Source organism: Verrucomicrobiales bacterium (assembly GCA_016793885.1).
Taxonomy (GTDB): domain Bacteria; phylum Verrucomicrobiota; class Verrucomicrobiia; order Limisphaerales; family UBA11320; genus UBA11320.
Window position 1 is genome coordinate 1 of sequence record JAEUHE010000056.1, and the last position, 21,350, is coordinate 21,350.

At 61.1% G+C, this 21,350-nt stretch carries 11 protein-coding genes; 3 read left to right on the plus strand and 8 right to left on the minus strand.

The window, feature by feature from the left end:
• The first annotated feature begins 692 nt into the window (after positions 1-692).
• The gene (locus JNN07_07500) at positions 693-2,312 is read left to right on the plus strand and encodes a hypothetical protein (GenBank protein ID MBL9167571.1); all 1,620 of its coding nucleotides are present in this window, start codon (positions 693-695) and stop codon (positions 2,310-2,312) included.
• A gap of 344 nt (positions 2,313-2,656) precedes the next feature.
• On the opposite strand, the gene JNN07_07505 is transcribed toward JNN07_07500, so the two are convergent.
• From JNN07_07505 to JNN07_07525, 5 genes are read right to left on the minus strand one after another with little or no spacing between them, the layout of a single operon-like run.
• Positions 2,657-3,412: a 2-phosphosulfolactate phosphatase gene (locus JNN07_07505; protein ID MBL9167572.1), complete on the minus strand. Its 756-nt coding sequence runs from the start codon at positions 3,410-3,412 to the stop codon at positions 2,657-2,659.
• Positions 3,402-4,322, minus strand: a complete 921-nt coding sequence (locus tag JNN07_07510) for a hypothetical protein (GenBank protein ID MBL9167573.1) — start codon at positions 4,320-4,322, stop codon at positions 3,402-3,404. Before JNN07_07510 ends, JNN07_07505 begins: the two co-directional genes overlap by 11 nt.
• A complete protein-coding gene (locus JNN07_07515) occupies positions 4,319-6,502 on the minus strand; it encodes a glycosyltransferase family 39 protein (GenBank protein ID MBL9167574.1) in 2,184 nt (727 codons plus the stop codon). Before JNN07_07515 ends, JNN07_07510 begins: the two co-directional genes overlap by 4 nt.
• A 33-nt stretch (positions 6,503-6,535) precedes the next feature.
• Complete coding sequence (locus JNN07_07520; GenBank protein ID MBL9167575.1) at positions 6,536-7,072, minus strand: adenine phosphoribosyltransferase; 537 nt, start codon at positions 7,070-7,072, stop codon at positions 6,536-6,538.
• Positions 7,073-7,087: 15 nt separating this feature from the next.
• Complete coding sequence (locus JNN07_07525) at positions 7,088-7,945, minus strand: sigma-70 family RNA polymerase sigma factor (protein ID MBL9167576.1); 858 nt, start codon at positions 7,943-7,945, stop codon at positions 7,088-7,090.
• Between the two features lie 402 nt (positions 7,946-8,347).
• On the opposite strand from JNN07_07525, the gene JNN07_07530 reads away from it, so the two are divergent.
• A complete protein-coding gene (locus JNN07_07530) occupies positions 8,348-9,514 on the plus strand; it encodes a lactonase family protein (GenBank protein ID MBL9167577.1) in 1,167 nt (388 codons plus the stop codon).
• 395 nt (positions 9,515-9,909) lie between these two features.
• Here JNN07_07530 and JNN07_07535 read toward each other — a convergent pair whose 3' ends face one another.
• Together JNN07_07535 and JNN07_07540 are read right to left on the minus strand one after the other, a co-directional pair.
• Positions 9,910-13,707, minus strand: coding sequence for a VCBS repeat-containing protein (locus tag JNN07_07535; GenBank protein ID MBL9167578.1), 3,798 nt, complete (start codon positions 13,705-13,707; stop codon positions 9,910-9,912).
• 106 nt (positions 13,708-13,813) lie between these two features.
• Entirely contained in the window at positions 13,814-16,474 is a 2,661-nt protein-coding gene (locus JNN07_07540; protein MBL9167579.1) for a hypothetical protein, read from the minus strand.
• Between the two features lie 314 nt (positions 16,475-16,788).
• Between JNN07_07540 and JNN07_07545 the strand changes: the two genes are divergently transcribed.
• Entirely contained in the window at positions 16,789-18,447 is a 1,659-nt protein-coding gene (locus JNN07_07545) for an ABC transporter permease subunit (GenBank protein ID MBL9167580.1), read from the plus strand.
• Between the two features lie 203 nt (positions 18,448-18,650).
• Here the strand turns inward: JNN07_07545 and JNN07_07550 are convergent, their stop codons facing one another.
• Complete coding sequence (locus JNN07_07550) at positions 18,651-21,350, minus strand: CHASE2 domain-containing protein (GenBank protein ID MBL9167581.1); 2,700 nt, start codon at positions 21,348-21,350, stop codon at positions 18,651-18,653.

Sequence of the window (21,350 nt, forward strand, 5' to 3'; positions counted from 1 at the left end):
GGCTCTGCCAAAGAGCGCGTTAATTTCCGTCGGGGTGGTTTGGTGAGGGAGAGCGGTAGGTTTGCTTTGCATCAACCCTTATTGCATCAACCCCTTCCACCAATACCACCCTCTTTCCACTTCGGAGTTCGGGTTTAATGAAGCCATAATGTTATCTGCCCCACTGGGGCCTGAGAGAGGCTAGGGAGTTCCCAGCTGAGTGGCGAGAATGGAATGCAGAGGGGCGGTCTTGGAGCCCCACCGGAACTTGGGGCGGGAAAGAGGGAACAGGTTGGCCCGCGGACCACACAGACCACACGGAGATACCCGCGACCATAGATCCCGAAAACGGCTGTTCGAACCACGGATTTCCCGGATTGCTCGGATGGTAAAAGACTTATGAGGTTCGCTGCCGACTTTTGGCGGCTGAATATCCTGCATCACTCTTTGCCGGGAATCGGTTTTGCATCCGAGAGATCTGTGCGATCCGTGGTTCATCAACTGCCAGCTGCGGGTCTTCCCGTTTCGGTCCCCTCCGTGTGATCCGCGTGTTCCGTGGGCTACACCTCGGAGCGGCCGATTCCGGATCTTCCCTGAAAGAATCATCCGCAGGTTTCGTATATGACAGGGAACACTGGTGCAGACCGCAACTTTCGAACGATCGAAAGCTGGTTTAGATGAAGCCTGCGGCAGCCGCTAACCCTGACTCGACTATGAAATCAGCATTTTCCCTCGCCCTACTCGGCTCTCTTCCCTGGTTACCCCTGGCTACCCACGCTCAATTTCAAGCGGGTGATGACTTTAATCATGCCAACCGGGATGTGGCCAAATGGGGAGCGGTGGACAGCGGCACTGGCGATTCGGAATGGGTGGAATCGTCGAATCGACTTCAGTTTCTCGCGCCGTCCTCGGGCTTCAGCCAGAGCTTGGCAACCCGGGTTTGGCAGGGGAGGTCCCCCAGTTACACCAATGATTGGCAAGTGACAGTCGATCTCCAGTTGAACGAGTTTGCTCTGTTCGAAGGCGAAGGGGCTTCGGTATCCGTCCAGGCCGGCGACGCCAATCAGACAGATAACCTCGCGACACTTTCCCTCCAGTATTTCAAGGTGGACGACAGTACCACCTTCCGCCAGTTGCAGGCCGATGTCTTCGCGGCCGGGGAGACGACGGTCAGCCAAGGTGAGCCATTTGTTGGGCGATCCGCCTCGCTTCGACTGAGTTATGACGCGCATTCTCGCATGCTCACCATGGGGCTGGTGGGGGCCGGCAATGTGTTCCGAGCCGTTGCCTCCTGGGATACGGCCTTTTGGAATATGAATTCGGAGTCTTCCTTCCGACTGAGCATTGGTGGAGTGGCCTTCGGCGCCTCCGTGGGTTCGGGACAGATAACTGCTGACAACTTTTCGATTACGGAGGGCGGACCACGCGCCATCGCTACCCTCGCTGGCGAGGATAACTTCAATGATCAGAATCGCAGTCTCGCGCTGTGGGGGCCGCTCGATGCGACTTTGGGTGCGGGCCGACTTGAGGAAGTGGGAGGGGCTACCCGTTTCTCCACGTTGGGAGAATCCGGTGGTCAGCATGACCGTGCAGTCCGTTACTGGTTTCCCGGTGCTGGGAATTATTCCAAGTCCTGGTCTGCACAGGTGGACGTTACGTTGCCCAATCTGCCGCTGGGCGAGGGGAACGAGGTGGAACTGGGTTTGATGATCCTCAACCTGGCGGATCCAGGCGATCGAGCCACCGTGTCGCTCGATTTGACCGATGACTTCGGGGCGCTCTCTCGTCGGTTTAAATCCGACCTCCGCCGCGATGGGGTCACTCCCGACGATCAGCTTCAGTTCACGACCACAACCTCTATCTCAGCCGCTTTACGGGCACGCTGGGATGCGGCCTCCAAACGGCTGATCCTCGAGATCGACAGCAATGGTGCGGTGGGAGGGTATCAATGGACGAATCTGAGAACTCTGGACCTCGGTGCCGGAGACTCCAACTGGGAACTTTCGGCCGCGTCACGATTTCAGATCGGGATCTTTGGGGAGTCCTATGTGGGAACCATGGTTCCTACCTCGGCCGGGCTCATTCTGGATAATTTCATCGTCTCCTCCGAGGGTGGGGTGGTGACACCCGTCAAGCTGGCTCCGGTGAAGAAGGTGGGTTCCCAATTGCAGCTCTCCTGGACGGGTGGGCAAGGGCCATTCCAGGTCCAGCGGCGGAATGCGATCAACGTCGGGGCTTGGACCAACGTTGGCGCCACGCAGCCGAATCGTGAAGCCTCGATGAGCATGGCGGGCGGGCTGGGATTCTTCCGCATCCTCGACTTGGGGCAGTAGTCCGGCTCGGCCGGATCAATCATGAGAATCGCCTTGATCCACGTCCGTTGTGCTCTGTCCCTTGTGTGTCGGGCTTTCAGCCCTTAGCCGATTGGTGTTAGCCCAAAACCTGGGCCGCTGGCCCAGGCTGGGATGGTGTTGGGCCTTTGGCCCGTCGAACTTCGGCGCGAACGAAGGGTCCGACGCCGGGCGGAACAGGAGACACTCCCTCCGGATACGGCGGTTTTTAGCTTCAGCGCCAACGGTGCGTTTTATCCCAGCCTGGGGTGACAACCCCAGGAAAACATTTACCCCGTCGGCAAGGGCTAAAAGCCCGGCCTATCCCTGCCCGCTGACCTTGCTTCTCATTGGATTATTTCCAACCAGCCGCCGGACGAAAGACGAGCGACCAGCGGTAGGGTGTTGGTCTGGGCGCACAGGTGGACATCTGGCGCAAGGGTGGGGATGGTGAGCAGACGCCGACCGTTCTGCGCCTCACCCAACGCCTCCGGAAGCCGATGTTTCACTTCTCGAAACAGCCGTTGAGTCGTCTGGACGGAGTCCGAGAGCGCCTTGAAACCCGGCTGCGGATCCAGGAGTTCGCAAAGTGCCCCCACAGCCAGAAGATCCTCGTAGGCCGGATGGTCCCCGGTGCCGCTGGCAACGAGGAGCAGCTGCTTGGGTTGCTGCGTCCTTAGAAAGGCGGCGGTGGCTTCCAGGTTCGCGAATGCGCCTGCCAGAACCGCATAAGCCCCTTGGCACGCATTCAGCGCTCGCGTGCCATTGGTGGTGGTCGAAATGATGCGTTTGCCTTGAACTCGGTCGCGAAGGAACTCGCGCGGCGAATTGCCGAGATCGAAGTCGATGGAGCCGGTGAGCTCGCGTGTGATTCGCAGTCCATGGCGTTCGCCGGCCAGCAGCGCATCCGGGAACGCTGCTTTCGCTGCCAGCGCCGATGGAATGTCCAAGACGGGACGGATGCCTTGAGCTCCATTCGAGAGGGCGGTGACCATCACGGTTGTGGCGCGCAAGATATCGAAAACCACGCAGGTTGTCTGCGTTAAGTCGCGGGAGGCTAGATCGCTCAGTTCGAGTGGGCTGAGCAGGACGTCAGTTTGCATGGGAGAGACGAGGTGCCGGGTCGGAGAGTGGAACCGTCGCTCCTGCGTTCGTTCCTCGAGCGTCAGGATGGAGGGTTCGCATGTAGTGAAAGAGATACTGCTGAGCGTAGCCCGAGTGCGGGCCGAAGTGCGATCGGACAAAGCGTTCCATTCGGTCCGGGCGAACACGGCGGCCCTTGAAATAGAGCTTCTGAATCGCTTTCTGAATCCAGACGTCCACCGGGAACGCTTGGGGAAACCCATAGGCGAAGAGCAGCACGCAGTCGGCGATCTTTGGTCCGACGCCCCGCAGGCCGCATAACTCCGAGCGTGCTTGGTCCAGTGGAAGCCCTCCCAGCTCGGAGAGCCGAAGTGAGCCGTCACAGACAGCCCGCGCGGCGTAAAGCAGGCTGGGCGCTCGGAATCCCATTTTGCAGTCCCGCAGCTCGGCCTCCGATCGGGCGGCAATCGCCTGGGCGGATGGGAAGCAGTGGATCGGGCCGGCCCCGTCTAACCGAGGAATCGGTTCGCCATAACGCTGGCAAAGCGTGTGGCAAATCTGCCGGATTTGGACGATTTGCTTGGTGGAGGAGAGAATGAACGAGGCCAGACATTCCCAGGGATCCTGGCGGAGCAGTCGCAAGCCACGGCAGGCCTGAACGCTGGCCTGCATGGGAGCATCGGCTGGGAAGGTCTCCAGCACGGCCTCGAGCTTGAGGTCGCTCTGGAGATAGTGCTTCAGCCAATCCCACTGAGAAACAGCGGGCCAGGTGATGGCATGGATCTCCTGGTTCACCGCGCGGAGTCGCACCCACTGGTTTCCGATCGTGGATTCCCACCCGTTGGCACCTGAGGTCCAGCGGAAAGCCTGTCCGGAGGTGAGAGTGGCGGCTAGGTCGTAGTCGGCCGCCGGCAGCACGATCTCGGTCATAGCAGATTGCGACAGGCGAAGAGCTGGATCCAGCGGACGATGCGATCGCGGTGATAGACGGGTCGTACGCCCAGATCGGTTATCGATTCGAACTCTGCGACAACGTTCGCTGGGGGAGGCATAGGCCGCCCGGCCGGGGTGGTTGAGCCAGGGGTTAGGCCGGCCGGTTGCTGCTCGACCTCTTGAACGAAGATCGCATTCTGCCCACGACGATGTCCCTGGTAGCCTGGCCAGAAATAGAATTGATTCTCGGGGTAGACCGCCGTTTTACAGTAGACGAACAGCCCGGATTTAGCGGAGTCGCGGGCCTCGGGCAGCGAGAACGCGATCTGGCTGGCGATGCCGTAATGGTTGCCGATGATGAACACGGGACGCCCCTCTTGGGTGAGGTCCTGCCTGGCTTGCCCGACGATGGAGGCCAAATAGGCCCAGCCTTGCACCCGCTTAAGCGGGTCGATATTGACCGGGATCGGGCGTCCGGTGAGTTTGTGGATCCACCGGGTCTCATGCATCAGAAGGACTAGGGGCAGTCCCAATCCCAGGCAACCGATGAGCAGGCGTCGGGGCGTGCGTGAGCCTTCGGTCCAGCGCTCATGCCAGTAGAGCACGGTGAGGCAGAACAACGGGATGATCGAGGGGGCGATCCAGTTGGGGTAGACCCGTTTGTAACCGGTGAAAGCGAGGTAGCCGAGGAAGACGGGCGCTCCCATGAAAAAGAGGAATCGGGCCAGCTCCCGATGGGACTTCAATCGGTGGAATCCCAGCATCGCGGGGATCATGGCCCCGAAGAGAACCGGGTTGAGCAGGAACGCTTGAGCCCCAATGAACTCGCCGAAGAATTTGAGCGTGGGCTCCCAGGGGCTGGAACGGGAGGCATTGTATTTCACGTGGCCGACGGTGGCCCATCCGTGTTCGTAGTTCCAGATGACGACCGGGATTAGGCAGAGGAGCGAGATCAGCAGCGCGATCCAGGGTCCGGGTTTGCGCAAGTGCTGGCGGGCTTGGGGCCACGCCATGAATATGAAGACCCAGCAAAGGAGCTGGTAAAGTCCGGCATACTTGCTGAGCGCTGCCAGCCCGGTGCAGAGCCCGCTCCAGGCCCAGAGTTGAGTGGTGCCCTCCGGTTGCACGGCTCGCCATCCCAGCACCATGGCCAGGGTCCAAAAAAGAACGAGCGGGGGGTCTACGGTGATGAGCGTCGCTCCCACCGCCAAGAGCGGGAGGGAATGCAACAGGGCCACCAGCCAGAAGGCGGCTCGGCCGCCCAGGATCCGTCGGGTGGAGCGGAGAAGGAGCAGCGCCAGCGCGGCGGCGATCATGGGCGAACAGAACCGAACTCCGAAGACCCGGTCGCCCCACAGAGTTGTTCCGATCGTGTGCAGCCACGCGATCATGGGCGGCTTGCTGAAGTAGGAGAGCGCGGGATGTTTGGACCAGAGCCACTGGTAGGCCTCGTCCTCGCTCAGCTCGAACTTGCCGGATGCGAGAAACGCGAGCCGACTGGCCAGGATGATGGCGATCAGGGCATAGCCAAGTCGCATCCAACTCTGATCTGAGAGCGGGGCGGAAACGGTCTGGGGCGGTTCCCAGCCCGGACCTGGGATCAGTGCGGGATAGCGCGCGGCAACGTCCGGCACGCAGCGTCGACTGAACCACTGCCAGCCTCGATTGAGGCTGTAAAGCAGCGCGGTCGCATAGCCGGCCCCCAGAATGGCCCCACCCAGAACATCACTTGGGTAATGGACGCCCACATAGACTCTGGAGAAGGCCACCAGCGCCCCCGTCACCGCGACCGCCGGAGCCCAGCGGCGGTAGAAGAAGAGGCACATGACCGCTGCGGCAAACCAGGTGGAGGCGTGGGAGGACGGGAAGCTGGCGCTCGCACCCTTGCCCACCAGGAGGTGGATATCCTGAACGACGCTAAATGGCCGTGGACGCCCGATGGTTTGCTTCAGGACATTGATGAGTAATGTGTCGCCGAGAATGATGACCAACGCGGTCATAGCCACAAACATCCGTCCTCGACGCCCGCCCCGCCACAGCAGCATGGCCGCCGCGATCACTACGGCGGGCACGAAGATCCGATTCCCGCTGAGCCAGGGCATCAGTGCATCGAGCACAGGGTGGCTGAGCGTGCCGTTGATGAAACGGAATAGCGAAAGGTCGAGGTTTTGTGCCAAAGTTCAGGGCCGGAAAGGGTTCCGGGTCGGGAGTCAGTACGTGATCTGCGACTTGACCGGGAACCGATGGAGCCGATTGCGCCCCTTCAGGAAGCTCAGTTCGATGAGAAACCCGATCTGCAGGATGTTTGCCCCGATTTTCTCCAGAAGGCGCGCGGCGGCTTCCGCCGTGCCACCGGTGGCGAGCAGGTCGTCCAGGAGCAGAATGCGGGTCCCTGGTTTGACCGCATCGATGTGAATGGCAACGGTGCTGGACCCGTATTCCAGATCGTAGGTTTCCTCGTGAGTGAGGTAAGGAAGCTTGCCCTTCTTGCGGACTGGGATAAACCCGGCCTTGAGCTTGAGGGCGGCGGCGGCGGCGAAGATAAAGCCCCGGGCATCGATCCCGACCACGGCATCGACGTCGCCCGGCTTAAACCCGGCCGTCATCAGATCGATGGCTCCGGACAGGAGCCTCGGATCCGCCAAGAGCGGAGTGATGTCTTTGAACTGGATCCCCGGCTTGGGGAAGTCTGGCACATTCCGAATGGAATGTGTCAGATCGGCGACAGTGACTGTAGCGTGCGACATGCACGCACTTTGCGGCTACTTCTGAACGGCTTCAAGCTTCTCGATCATTCTCTTAAGCTTGTTGAGGGCCAGATTTTGGATCTGGCGGATGCGTTCCCGGGTCACCCCGAACTTCTCGCCGACCTCTTCCAGGGTGCGTTCCGGTCCGCCGTCGAGCCCAAACCGGTAGCGGAGAATGGTCGCCTCGCGCTGTTCCAGGTTCTTCACCATCTCCTGGAGCATGTTCGTGACGGTCTTGTCCTCCAGCTCTTCGTAGGGAGAATCGGCGTTCTCGTCCTCCACCACTTCGGCGTAAGTATTGGAATCATCATCTCCGATGGGGGCGTCCAGGGAGGCGGGGCGGATCGCCGCGGTTCGCATCATGGCGACCCGCGATGGAGAGATCCCCAATTCCTCGCCCAATTCCTCGTCGGTTGGTTCGCGTCCGAACACCTCCTGTAACTTCATGGAGACGCGACGCATGCGCGAAATCTTGTCCACCAGATGGACGGGCAGCCGGATCGTCTTCGACTGATTAGCCAGCGCGCGCTTGATCGATTGCTTGATCCACCAGGCACCGTAGGTGGAAAGTTTGCCGCCCTTGGAGGGATCAAACCGTTCCACGGCCTTCATCAGGCCGATGTTACCCTCGCTGACCAAATCGAGCAGCGGCAACCCAAACCCTTCATAATCATGGGCGATCTTCACGACCAGCCGGAGGTTGGCCTTAATCATCTGCTCACGGGCCTTCTTGTCGCCCTTCTTGATGCGCGCGGCCAGGTCGATTTCCTCACTGGGGGTGAGCAGCTTTACCAAGCCGATCTCGCGCAGATAGAGTTTGAAGGCTGTATCGGCATCGTAGCTGCCCCGGTCCTTGGGGACCGCCGCTTCCACCGGCGTAGCTTCCGCTTCGCGCTTTACAAAGGTCGTGTCGATCAGCCTCACCTCATCCACCAAGTCCGGCGTTTTCGCCGGGGCTTTGGAGGATTTGGGGCCAGATTTTTGGGCCGCGCTCCGTGCGGCCTTAAACAATGCTTTCCCCTTGGTTTTCAACCCAGTCTTACGGACTTTTGTTCTCGCTGCCATACGTCCTATCCTATTCTTTTGCCCTCATTAACATCGGCAATTTGGTTTCCAAACTACAGCTCCCCTCGGGGCTTACTTGCTGAAGAGTCTGTTATTGATAAAGACAAACGTGATCGAGATCCGTCACGCGGATCCATGGCCGTATTCAAAGGAAATGATGAAATCATCGTTTTCTTGATCCGCGGTCCGCCCTGTAGTTCTCTTCTCGCCATGTCGATACCCCGTTTCTACGAGTCTGCCGCTTATCTCTTACGCGCCATGTTGCTTCTTGGATGCCTCGCCGCCCCTCAGGTTCAATCCCAAAGCTCATGGGTTTACTTTGGCACCTACACCGGCAAAAGCAGTCGGGGCATCTATGTGAGTCGTTTTGACTCGAAGACGGGGGTTCTGGGGCCGGCCGAATTGGCTGTGGAAACGAAGGATCCTTCCTACTTGGCCCTGCATCCGGGGGGAAAGTTCCTTTATGCGGTGAACGAGGTTGCGGAATTCAAAGGGAAGCCGGGCGGGGGAGTCAGTTCCTTCCAGATCGATCCCAAGACTGGCCTTCTGACCTCTTTAAACTCGGAGTCTTCTCGGGGAGGAGCGCCTTGCCATTTAATCGTGGACAAGGCCGGGAAACACGTGCTGGTGGCCAACTACACCGGGGGGAGCGTCGGTGTTTTGCCGATCGCCGCCGATGGCAGCCTGAAACCGATGGTTTCCTTCGTTCAACATACGGGAAAAGGCACCAACCCCGCACGCCAGGAGGCACCCCATGCTCACGCCATCTACCTCGATGCGGCCAATCGTTACGCCTTGGTGTCGGACCTCGGCCTGGATAAAGTTCTGGTATATCGGTTTGATGCGCAGACCGGGATCTTATCCTTGAACGATGCCACCTTGGCTGAGTTTAACCCGGGTGCGGGACCCCGCCATTTCGCATTTCTGCCGCGGGAGCGCGCGGGTTATTCGCTGAACGAGATTCAATCGACCATTACCACGTTGAGCTATGACCGTCGGCGGGGCCAATTAAGCGCCCTCCAGACGGTTTCAACACTCCCGCCCGACTTTACCGGCGGGAACGGCACCGCGGAGATTTTTGTGCACCCTACGGGTAAGTTCGTTTACGCCTCGAACCGCGGACATGACAGCCTGGCGGTGTTTAAAGTGACCGACTCCCAAGGTCGACTTTCACCCGTCCAGCATGTGCCGATCGGAGGTCGCACTCCCCGAGGCTTCGGCATTGACCCAACCGGGCGATGGATTCTGGTCGGCAATCAAAGTTCCGATCAGGCCACCATCTTCCGCATCGATTCACGGACCGGCAAGCTCACCGCTGCGGGAGCACCCGTTCCCGTTGGCTCCCCGGTCTCGGTGCACTTCCTGAAGATGAAGTAAGCCCAGGAGGCGACGTCTGAAGGGACGTAGAGAAGAGCAGTTCCAGAGAAACCTAAGACTTCGGGTTGAGGGGGCCGATTGGAAGGCTTGGGAGTGGGGGCATATTGCCCACGGACCACGCGGACCGCACGGATCTGAAGAGAAACCGAAGAGGCCGAGCCGACTGAAGTTACTGTTCTGCTGGGTTCGCTCCGACTCCGTGTGTTCTGTGTGTTCCGTGGGCAAAACTCTTCCTCCGCGTTCTCCGCGCCTCCGCGAGAAAAGATCCCTCCCCTGACTCCGAAGGACTGCCGGAATCTCTCGCGGAGAGGAAAGCCATGTAGACCTTCCTCTGCGAACGCTTCTTAGGACCTTATCCAGATGTAACCGCGAAAAGCCAATCACACCCGTGGGGCTTACCGCGGAGGCGTGGGTTGAAGGACCACAGGCCTCGAGGTCGAATCGACTGCATGCTCGGTGAGGGTTCCATCCGGCCATCGAACCTGGAGTCCGGTAGGTTGTTCCGGTCTCGCCAGAATGGTGAGGCTTCCATCGCAGGAGAGATATCCACTACCGCCATGAATTTCGCGCCTGGGGCCCCACCGAGTGCCGAACTTCAGTCGCAACGATGCTCCGTAGCATTCAGGGTTTCCGGGTGGGCCCTGCAGCTTAACAGAGAGGCCCGGCCGAGCGGTTTGATTGCGCAGAAGCACGACCGAACCCCGATTCTGCGACACCGCTAAATCCGGGCGACCGTCCTGGTCGAAGTCAGCGGTGGCGCTGCCGCGCTGCTCGCCGTAGATCCGCAATCCGCTGGCCGTCCCGGAGAGAGCCTCAAACCCACCTCGGCCGTCGCCTCGAAGCAGCAACCCTCGACCCGATGCCGATCGAGGTGTTTCGGGAGGGCAGGCGAACCAGTTTTGGGCGACGAACAGGTCCTCGGAGCCATCGCCATCGAAGTCCGCCACCGTCAAGCCGGTCGCCACGCTGGTCTGCGCTTCGAGGGGGAGCGAGCGGGCTTCGAAAGAGTCGCCGCGGTTCAGCAAGAGGACGCTGCTGGAGGTGCGAACCACCAGGGTCTTGGCACTGGCCAGCGAATCCCCGAGCAACTCCCGTATGTCGGCCGAGGCGAATTGGCGATAGGTGGAGAATCGCTCTTTGATCCAGGGAAGCGACGCTGCTAGCGCATCGAACGCTCGCCACGGAACCCGACGCGCTTCCGCGTTCGTGTCTGCAAACGCTTCGACCAGATCGATGGCACCGCCGCCCGAGAAATCGCCATAATGGAGATACCACGGGAGCAGGCTGCTGGAGGGATGGTTCCATCCCTGGTTGGAGGCGACTAAATCCATGCGGCCATCGCCGTCAAAATCGCCGGCGGCCAATCCGTGCCAGAATCCGGTCAGCTGATTGAGGGTCTCTACCTCGCGGACCGGCGGAGACAGTTTGGAGAGATCCACCTTTAGACTCCAGGTGCCAAATCGCCCCTGATCGTTTCGCAAGACCGAGAGGCCGCCCCACTCGGAAGCCGCCACCACATCCAGGTCCCCGTCGCCGTCCAGGTCGGTACTGACCAGCGCGCTGACTCGATTCAACCCCCAGCTAGCTGGATCGACGCGGTCATCCACCTTCCAGCCGGTTGGGGTCTGAAGGACCAGGGCTGAGGGGCCAGATTCGGGGAAGCGTCCCAGTCGTGTGAGGCCTCCCACCCACAGGTCCAGATCACCATCCTGATCATAGTCGCCGACCGACATCGGTCCCGCCTCGCCGGAGATGAAGGAGGCCACGCCGCTTCTGCTCCAGCTCGAATCCTCGGCTGGCACCCCCTCCTGCACCAAGGCCGGAGCTCCCGGCTCGCTTTGACTTGAGACCGCTACCTGGTTTCCCGCCTTGAGGACCATGAGTTGATCGTTCGTTGCCACCGCCCCAGCAAACCCGGCTGTGAATCGCACGCCGTTGACCGAAGATTGGTTCGTGAGCACCAGGGTCCTTCCGCCACGTCCACTCGTCATCACCAGGTCCTCATCGCTGTCTGCATCCACGTCCATCCACGTCAGGCCGGGGCCTCGCCGAGAAAGGAGTTGAGGCAGGAGAGGTTGGACGGCCAGTTCGTCCCAGTCGGGATCGAGATGGCGGATCGAACCGGGTAGGGTGACTTCCGCAAACCAAGGCTGCTGGACCGACGGCGTGGTTTTGGGCAGAGGGGCTGCGACGGGCTCCTCAATTTGATAGAGCCGATTTGGGACGATGTTCGAAATGGTTTGTACGGCACGGGAGGGCCACTCTACCTCCAACCGATAGCTGGCGGGGGACGCGGGAAGGGCGAAGCTTCGACGCTTTTGGTCAGCGCTTAGGTAGCGTCCGCCAGCGATGATGTGCTGCTGTTGGGTAAGACCGGCGCCTACGAGTCGCAACCGCGCTCCTATCCCCTCGGTGTTGGGGGATCGCCCCCGCAGTTCCACCGCAATGCGTGGAGCCCTCGCTTGGTTCAGGTAGATCAGGCACTCCTGATTCAGTCGCCCGATCACCACATCCAGGTCTCCGTCGTTGTCCAGATCCGCGAGCCCTAGGGCCTGCGAAATCCCTGGCTCGCTCCATCCCCATTCTTCTCCAAGTTCTCGGAACTGGAGCTTGCCTTCGTTGCGAAAGATGAGATTACGCTGGGGCAGGCTAGGGTAGAAATCCAGGGCTGGACGGTTTGAATGGGCCGCGGAACGGTCGAGTTCGTTCTGGGCATCCATGTCCAGCACGTCGTGGTTGTTGCCAGCGGCGATGAGCACATCCTCCCATCCATCCAGGTCCACATCCAGCAAGGCCACGTTCCAACTCCAATCAGAGGCCGCCAATCCGGCGAGCCAGGCGGTTTCCGCAAAGGTGCCATCACCCCGGCCTAGATGCAGCGTGTTGGCCAGGACCTCGGGCACGTAGGCGGGATCGGACAGCGGCAAAGCGTGTTCGACCTTGAGCGCGTTCGCTCGTTGTCGCTGGCGCTCTGAATGGCGGCGGCTGAGCATCTCGACCGCCAGAAAATCATCGTTGCCATCGTGGTTGAGATCCCCGACGTCCACCGACATGGACGACAGCGGCATCGCTCGCCAAGCCCGAGGATCGATGGCTCGAAAGCGACCTTTGCCGTCGCCCACCCAGAATCGGTCGCGTGAACGGAAGAAATCATTGCACACATAGATGTCACTATGGCCGTCACCCGTGAGGTCGCGCAGCAGGACCGACAATCCCCAATCTTCCGGGACCTGGGATAAAGGCTTTCCCTGCTCGTCGAGGAAGGAGCCGCCCGTCCATGCCACCGCTCTAAAGATCCCGTTGCCCTGATTCAGGTAGAGCATATCCGGCTCACCTTTTTCGATGACTTCGACCTTGCCGTTCGCGCGCAGCACCCCGAAGAATCGATCGGCCGGTGTGACCTCCACGCGACCTTGCACCACCCGGGCCGTGATTTGTGGGCTTTCCGGTTCATCCCGGGCCGTGGTGGCGCGATAGCACGTGACGTACAAATCCAGGTCGCCGTCTCCATCGATGTCAGCCATGGACATCGAGGTCGCGGCGCTGGTCCGATTGAGTCCGCTGCGGGATGATTCAACGAACCGAGCGGCGCCGCTGTTGAGAAAAAGCCGGGTCCCGGTGCCGAGGCCGTTCACCAAGAGATCGAGGTCGTGGTCTCCGTCGACATCCGCAAAGAGCGCGCCGGTGGAGAACTCTCCCGGGCAGGCGACGCCGGCCATCGCGGCGATCTCTTCGAAGGTCCCATCGCCTCGGTTGCGGTACAGCGCGTTCGAGTTCTCGGACCCGCAGAAATACAAATCCACCCACCCGTCCCCGTCCACATCGCCCAAGGCCAGTCCGGCACCGTTCTCCAGAATCTGGTTATTGGCGGCCATAATCGAGGAAAGCTGGTTGGTGAAGCGGATGCCCGAGCGATCGGAGGTGCACCGGGAAAACCCGGGCGGCTCGGAGCCGGGCGAGTTCAGGTGGGTCCACCGCCATCCGGATTCCTGATGCCAGACACTGGCGGCTACATCGGCGGCCTGACTGCCGGGGCCTTGCACCAGCTGAAGGATCCCCAGGAGCGCCGCCAACCACCCCGTTCGGCTCGTCCTGCTTGCGGACGGCGCGGCGAGGGTAGGGCCGGGCAGCTGAATCCGGCCTTCGACGGAGCGGTCGGTCACGAGCGCAGTCAGAGCGGTTCGGTATCGCATGGTGCGGTGCCCGGGCGGGGGCGAGCGGATGTGCTGGCGATCGCAAAAAAAACCCCGGCATCCAGGCCGAAGCCTAGATGCCAGGGAGTGCGTTCTCAAGAACAGGTTAGCGTCGGACCCGGAAGTAGCGCTGGCCTGTCGCCGTGGGGATCAGCGCGGGTGAGGTCAGGTTAGCCTCCGTCTGCCAGGGCCCTCCCACGGCGGCGGCGGATTCCACAAGACCCTCGGTCCATGTCAGCTGCAGCCCGTTCGGCTGCACGGTGTAGGTCAGGCGCGGCGGGATGATGCCGTAGACCTCGACCTCCGTCATCTGCAGGAAGTACTGCGGGACGGGATCGCCCAGCGCCAGGATGCGGAGCCAGGAGCCGCGGAAGTCGCCGAATCCGTCCTCGGGCCGAATCGTCACGACCGTTCCGGCTGTTGCCCCGGCGTTCGTGCCCGGTTCGGTGAAGAGGTCTGCCGCCCAGTTGACATCGCCCAGCTCGCCGTTGTTATCCGCGTGCAGGGACACCTGGAAGTTGGCCAGCCGCTCCGGGCAGCAGCCATCTTGGCGCGGATAGATGTCGATGTGCTCCACCGGGACATTGGCACCCAGGTCGACCCAGTAGGCCATGCCGATTTCGATCGTTTGATCCCCGTGCAGAACGGCGTTGCGATCACCATCCACGATTTGGGAGATGTTCCAGTTGCCCGGCCCCCAGAGCGGCCGGTTCGAGAAGGCCGGCTGGCCTTTGGCATAGTTGTAGTCGAAAAGCGCCTGGGCCGGCGCGGTTGTTTGGTTAGGCACGCCGGGATAGGAGATCACGCAGCGGAATTCCGCAGTCAGGTCTGCGTCCGTCAACGGCGGGGTGCGGTAGGTAGTCGCGGTCGCCCCCGGGATCTCCACCCCGTTTCGGGTCCACTGATAGGTGATCAGAGCCGGGTCGCCGTTCACGACTTTCCCGGCCGCGTTGAACAGAGCGGTTCGGCCGGGCACGGTGCTGTAGTTCACCGGTTCCCGCACGATGCTCAGGATCGCCGCCGGCGCCGCGTACTGGCCGAGGACTTCCACCTCGTTCATCTGGAGCGCGTAGGAGGTCACCGGATCCTCCAAGCTGAGGATCTGGATCCACTGTCCTTCGAACGTGCCGGCCGGATCGAGATCTGCGGTCACGTTAACCACCCTCCCGGCGCCCGAGCCCGGGTTGGTACCATCGGTGAAGAGATCCGCCGACCAGACTGGATCGCCCAGCTCGCCCGCATTGTCCTTGTGGACACTGACGCGGAAGTTCTTCAGCCGTTCCGGGCAGCAGCCATCTTGGCGGGGATAGATGTTAAGCTGCTCGAACTTCACGGGAAGTTCCAGGTCAATGGTGTAGGCGAAGCCTGGATCGATGGTGGCATCGCCGTGGAAGCCGCCGGCGCGATCGTTGTCCACCAGGGCCGCGATGTTGGCGCCGCCCCACAGAGGCCGATTGGTAAAAGCGCGTGCGCGGTAGCCCAGGTGGATTCGCAGCGTCGCGGGATCCGAGAGGATGGGAGTCAATCCGGGGTAGCTGATCACACAGCGATAGACGGACTTATCCTCGTCGGCGAGCACCGGCGGCGTCTGGTAGACGGAGGAGGTGGCTCCCTCAATGTTCGCCCCGTTCTTCTGCCATTGGTACGTCAGCAATGCGGCGTCTCCGTTGACCACGTTGGCCACCACGGCGAAGCGGGCGGACGTGCCGACGCCGACGACCGCGTTCGCGGGCTGCTGATTCAGCAAAACGCTCAGACCTCCCAGGATTTCTCCCAAGGCTTCGACTTCGCTGATCTGTAAGGCGTAGTCTGCGGGGGCGGCATCCAGGGATTCGATGCGGATGTACTGTCCTTCAAAGATGCCGGCAGAGTCGTTCTCCGCGATCAACTCATCCTTGCTGCCGGGCCCGGATCCGGGATCCGTGCCGTCGGTGTGAAGATCCGCCGTCCAAACCGGGCTCCCGATGGTCCCGCCATTGTCGGGATGAACCGTCACGCGATAGTTGGTCAGCCGGGTCGCGCAGCATCCGTCCTGGCGCGCCCAGACCACCAGTTTGCTCAATCTCACCCGCGCTCCCATGTTGATAGTGTAAGCCAGCCCGGCGGGCGGCGCGACATCCGCATGGATGATGGATCCGCGGTTGCCATCGACGATGTTTCCAGGAGGCGCTCCGGCGTATAGCGGCGCGTTGGCGGTGACGGCCGCGTTGAGCGCGCGATTGATTTCGGAAGGAGGCACTTCGGCGTAGACTTCCAACTCGGTCATCTGCAGCGAGTATTGGGGCAGCGGATCCTCCAAGGCCAGCACCCGAACCCAACGGCCGGTTTGACCGGCAGGGACCTGAATATCGACCTTCTTTCCCGCACCCGATCCGGCGTTCTCTCCGGCCGCGGTCAGGACGTCGGTTCCCCACACTTCGGTGCCCAGGGCTCCGGCGTCATCCTGGTGGAGCGACACCCGGAAGTTCCTGAGCCGCTCCGGACAGCAGCCATCCTGACGCGGGTAGATGGTGATTCGGGAAGGCGTCACGTCTTTACCCAGATCCAGGCTGTAAAAGAAGGGAGCGGTGGGAGAGCCCGCCTCATGGATCTGGCGAGAACGATCTCCATCGATCAGAAAACCAATCTGATCTCCAGCCCACAGAGGGCCCGAGGCGTAGGCGGTGCCTGCCGGGGCAACGTTGGCGAGTTCTGCTGGGAGAGGGGGCGTGAACAGCCCCATGGCTGCGAGGCACGCGACGAGCCGAAGTCGGTATTTGTTTATCATGGATGTTACGAGTTCATCGGCGACCCGGGCGGCAGGTCAACTCCAGCCACACAAGACGCCGATAGGTTTACTACACTCCCGGGCCAGCGAACGCGACGGAGTAAGGCCGCCGCTCCTGACAGCACATCAGCTGGGTCCTAGTCAGACGAAATCTGGGGCGGATTTCATCTCACCTGGCACACAACTCGTGATTCCACCGGTATAAGCCGGACATGGCACGGGATTTTCGCTATATATAGACCAAGTGAGCTCGATGGTGAAGCGAAATCCGTGTGAGGTTCCCGTCCCATCCCAGTCAAACCGATGGTGACTAAATGACTTGGCTACCCATCCTTTCCCGGGAGTTGTTGAGCGAGGCGCGGCATCCCATGTCCACCTGGTTGCGTTGGGGGTGCGTCCTTTTGATGGGGGGGATCCTGGGAGCAGCAATCGCGGACGAGGGTGGCATGGTGATGGGTAAGGGGAGCGCATTGTTTGGGGTGCTCCAACCAACCCTCTTCACCGTGATCTGTATCGTTGTGCCCGTCCTGACGTGCGATGCCATCAGCCGGGAACGGAGGGATGGAACCCTGGGGCTGCTGTTGATGACCCCCCTGCGTGCGCGAGATGTGGCGATCGCTAAGACGCTCTCCAGCATGCTGCGGGCGCTTACTATGGTTCTAGCGACTCTCCCCGTGCTGGTGATTCCCGTGCTCGCAGGCGGTCTGAGTGGATTGGATTTGCTTCGTGGGCTGTTAATGGACGGCATGGCTTTGGTGGCGGCCATGGCTGCCGGTTTGTTCGCCTCGAGCCGATGTCGAGAATTCCATCGCGCGGCAGCACTGTCGATTCTGGTAGCCTTCGCAACGATGCTGATGCTGGGCGGCCTGCAGCCGCTCTATTTGGTCATTATGTGGAGCGTGGGACTCACGCCAGGAAACCTCGGCAGCCCGTTCGAACCTGAGGTTTTTTTCATGATATTCACGGCGGGGAGTTGGTTGCTCTGCTCGGGTTGTTCGGACATCTGGCAGCAGGCGAGAACGTCCACCACACCACCGGTGCTCTGGCTCTGCGTGGTTCAGCTTTTGTCAGCTCTCTGCTTCTTGCAGTGGGTGGTGGGGGCGATGGACCGCAGCCTGCCGAGATGCTTGGCAGAGCTGGGTCCAACCGCGCGACAGGAGCGATGGTGGCGTCGGCTCTTCACTCCGGTGATCTTCCGCACCGCTTTGCGAATTTCCGCTCGAGGCAGAATGGAGCGAAATCCATCAGGGTGGCTGCAACGACGCGGCTGGGAGGCTCAGCTGGCCTCCCGGGGTGGGGCGGTCGGGCTCCTCGCGTTGGAGTTGTTCCTGGCGCTGTTTGTTCTGCATTCCGACTGGATCAGCTCCCGAGACTTTCTGGAATGCCAACCCTTCCTCGCCGTACTGTTTGTAATGGTCGTCTCCTTTAGTTCGGTCAATAGTTTTCGGCGTGAGTTGGAAACAGGAGCGTTGGAACTTCTCGTCGTGACGCCCCTGACCGTCAGGGAGATTGTTCGAGGCCGGGTGTGCGGTTTATGGGGTCAGTATGTGCCAGGGGTTTTCGTATGGCTGGCCTCGGTAGCGATGATCTGCATCGTTGATTTTCCGGCGGATCACTTGGGCTCTGAACTGGTCGAGTTCCTGATCTTGGTGGTCCCGGTGTTTGTGGGTGCCTTTCTCGCGCTGCCCATCATTGGGTTGTCACAGTCGCTGCAACTTTCCAATTTCATGCTGCGGTGGTTGTTCACCCTGGGGCTGGGACTGATCTTGCCGTTGGTCATGCCGATGGCCGTGGTTTGGTCGGCCGAGCTGCTCAGTCGCGGTTCGGGAACTTTTTTCGGCCTCTGGAGCGATGAGACGCTGCTCTTCTGCATCACCGTGACCGCTCTGATCCTCCAGGGTTTGTTTGCGTGGATCTCCGCCCGCAGCCTAGTCCGACGCCTCGCCACCCGCTCGTTTGCGATGGGGGCGTAGCGAGGGGGAAACGTCCGGCATGGGCGACTAGTGTAGTGTGGGCCGTCTCGGCCCATGGGCTTCTGAGACTTGGGTGGCCGACAGACCGGGGGTGTCGCTGCGCTCCAGGCCCCGGCTAATTTCTTTGAACCCTGCGGGTTCTTGGCGGACCTAACACCTAACACCTAACACCTAACACCTGGCAGCTAGCACCGAACGGACCGCTATCCAGTAGCGCCCAGATGCCGGTGGACCATCTCGAGCAGGGTTTCTGCGGTGAAAGGTTTGGCGAGGAACGCGCTGGATCCCGTGGCTTCCATTGCTCCCGCTGAAGCTTGGCCGCTCATGAGGATGATAGGGAGTTGAGGAAGCCGTTTTCGAATCTGTTGAATCATCGAATAGCCGTCCAGCACGGGCATGTCGGCATCCGTCAAAACGAGTCGGATCGCTGGTGGGTTCTCCAACAATATTGACAACCCTTCCGCACCGTTGCTTGCGGAACGGAAACGATAGCCATGCTCTTGGAGGGTGGCGGTGAGCATTTCACGAACCGCGGTGTCGTCGTCGACTACCAGGATCAGTTCATCCTTTCCGCGCGGGACTACAGAGCTAGTGGCGGGTTGGTGCGCCGCCGGTGCCGCCTTGGCCTTGGGTAGATAAACTTCGAACGTGGTGCCGGCTCCGAGTTCGCTCCGGAGATGAATGAATCCGCCGTGGCTCGCCACGATTCGAGCGGTGGTTGAGAGCCCGAGCCCGGTACCTTCGCCTGGCGGCTTGGTGGTGAAAAAGGGCTCGAAGAGTTTGGGTAAGACGTCTGGCGAGATCCCGGTTCCGGTGTCCGCTACCAACAACATCAGATAGTCGCCGGGCAGGGCATTCGGTATCTCTCGGGCCTCCTCGGCGCTCAGGGTGACATTGTCTGCAGCCAGGGTGAGCTGGCCGCCTTGGGGCATGGCATCCCGCGCATTCACACACAGGTTGAGCAGTACTTGATGTAGCTGGGTGGCGTTGCCGGTCACCTGCCATAGGTCGGGTGGAACCATCAGGCCGGGGGAGATCGACTTAGGAAATGTCTGAGTGATGATTCGCTCCATCTCACGAAGGAGCAACGCAGGGTCGAGGTTCGATCGCTCTCCATCCCGCCCGCGGGAGAAGGTCAGGACCTGCCTCACCATGTCCGCCCCTCGGTGGGTGTTCGACTCCATGACGGTCAGCATGCGCTGGGTCTCGTCGTCTGAGATCCGCTTCTTGAGGCGCTGGATCCCCAGCAACACCGGCGAGAGTGCGTTATTGAGATCGTGAGCCATTCCGCCAGCCAGGGACCAGACCGCCTCCATTCGTTGGCTGCGCAAGAATTGGGCCTCGATTTGCTTTCGGTCGGTGATGTCGCTGTTGATGGTCAGGATAGCTTTTGGTTTGAGTGTATCAGTAGAAAGGAGTGTCCATCGGCTCTGGACGATGATGGAGCGGCCGTCACGGGTGGCCTGCACCATTTCGCCCTGCCATTCGCCCTGACGCAGGGTCGTTGCGCGCGCCTGGGCGGCTTGATCGCGGCAAGGAGCGAACATTTGGTCCGTCACACCGGACTGGCCAAACTCCTGACATGTCCATCGGTAGAGTGTGGTGGCGCCCGGGTTCGAGAAGACGAAGGTTCCAGCCAAATCCTGGACGAGAATCGCATCCTGGGCCTGATCGATGAGCGCTGCCTGTTCCCGAATTTTCGCGTCGGCGATCCGACGGGCTTCCTCCAATCGTTGGCGAGTCTGGTACCATTCCAGCGAGTGCGCGAGCACGGAGCTGGTCAGGGCGATCGGGACTTGGACCGCCACGATGATGAGCCAGGGAAACCAGACGTTCGTTTGGCTGAATGCCAGTTGGGCCAGCCCCACGGTGATCGTTGTCGCGATTGCGGCGGCCATCGCCGCGGGGACGGGACGCAATCGCGCGAGCCCAAAGACCAGCAGGCTTCCACTGGCCAGCAGCCAGCCCGATTCCGCACGGGGCGACAGCCTTCGCAGCCCATCCTGGCGAAGTCGATTCAGCATCTGGGTAGCATGGATCTCGACCGCCGGCATGAAGAGTTGGTGACGCCAGGACGGAAAAGGGCTTTGAAACTCATCCCGACGTTCGGCGAACCCGCCGGTCAGAGGTCGGGCTCCGATAAACACCACCTTGTTCTCGAAGAAGTCATCGCTCTCGCCCTCGGGATCCAAGGCATTGCTGTAGCTGACATGCGGAATGGTAAGAGCCCGGCCGTAGTAGCGGATCCAGCCGGGGGCTTTCATGGCAGGCTGACTCGGCAGTCCCAAGTGCCTGGCTACTGCCTCCGTCAAACTCTCGCGTTGATGCAGTGCAGAGCCGGCAAAGCTCCGCCTCACCACAAAATCGTCGTCGGGGGTCACGTTCGCTAGTCCGATGCCCGCGGCGACGTTGAGCAGATCCTGGTAGGGCAGGGTGAGTGTTTGCGATCTCAAGCCTGGGCTCCCGCCGGGGTGGTTGTCGGACTGTGCAATCTCAGCAGGCAGGATGACGTTCCGGTTTTCCCGAATTGCCGCCATGAGCTCGGCATCAGGGCCGGGGTTGCCCGGGTTGCTGAAGAGAATGTCGAATACCACGGCGCGAGCTCCGGCCTGGGTCAGTCTTCGGACCAAACGGGCGTGCAGCGCGCGGTCCCAGGGTTGGGCGGGGTTTTGCTTTTCCCGGAGATGAGACTCCAGATCGAGGTAAACGAGCACCACCGGGGAACTTTCGCTCACGGACCCTACCGGCCCGGCGAGCAGATGCGAGCCATCGTAGCTCGCGCGAACCAGCCAGCGTCCTAGTGTGGATGATTCGGGCAGGCAGGCCAGACTGAGCGCGGCCATCCCGATCGCCAGCCAGGCGCTCCAAGCATCAAAGTATCGGGTGGGTGCTTGGAGTTTCAC

What these genes read in the sequence shown, in the direction of transcription:
- JNN07_07540 (MBL9167579.1), bottom strand. Translation starts at nt 16,474, where the DNA reads ATGATAAACAAATACCGACTTCGGCTCGTCGCGTGCCTCGCAGCCATG.
- JNN07_07530 (MBL9167577.1), top strand. Translation starts at nt 8,348, where the DNA reads ATGTCGATACCCCGTTTCTACGAGTCTGCCGCTTATCTCTTACGCGCC.
- JNN07_07505 (MBL9167572.1), bottom strand. Translation starts at nt 3,412, where the DNA reads ATGCAAACTGACGTCCTGCTCAGCCCACTCGAACTGAGCGATCTAGCC.
- JNN07_07520 (MBL9167575.1), bottom strand. Translation starts at nt 7,072, where the DNA reads ATGTCGCACGCTACAGTCACTGTCGCCGATCTGACACATTCCATTCGG.
- JNN07_07510 (MBL9167573.1), bottom strand. Translation starts at nt 4,322, where the DNA reads ATGACCGAGATCGTGCTGCCGGCGGCCGACTACGACCTAGCCGCCACT.
- JNN07_07500 (MBL9167571.1), top strand. Translation starts at nt 693, where the DNA reads ATGAAATCAGCATTTTCCCTCGCCCTACTCGGCTCTCTTCCCTGGTTA.
- JNN07_07545 (MBL9167580.1), top strand. Translation starts at nt 16,789, where the DNA reads ATGACTTGGCTACCCATCCTTTCCCGGGAGTTGTTGAGCGAGGCGCGG.
- JNN07_07535 (MBL9167578.1), bottom strand. Translation starts at nt 13,707, where the DNA reads ATGCGATACCGAACCGCTCTGACTGCGCTCGTGACCGACCGCTCCGTC.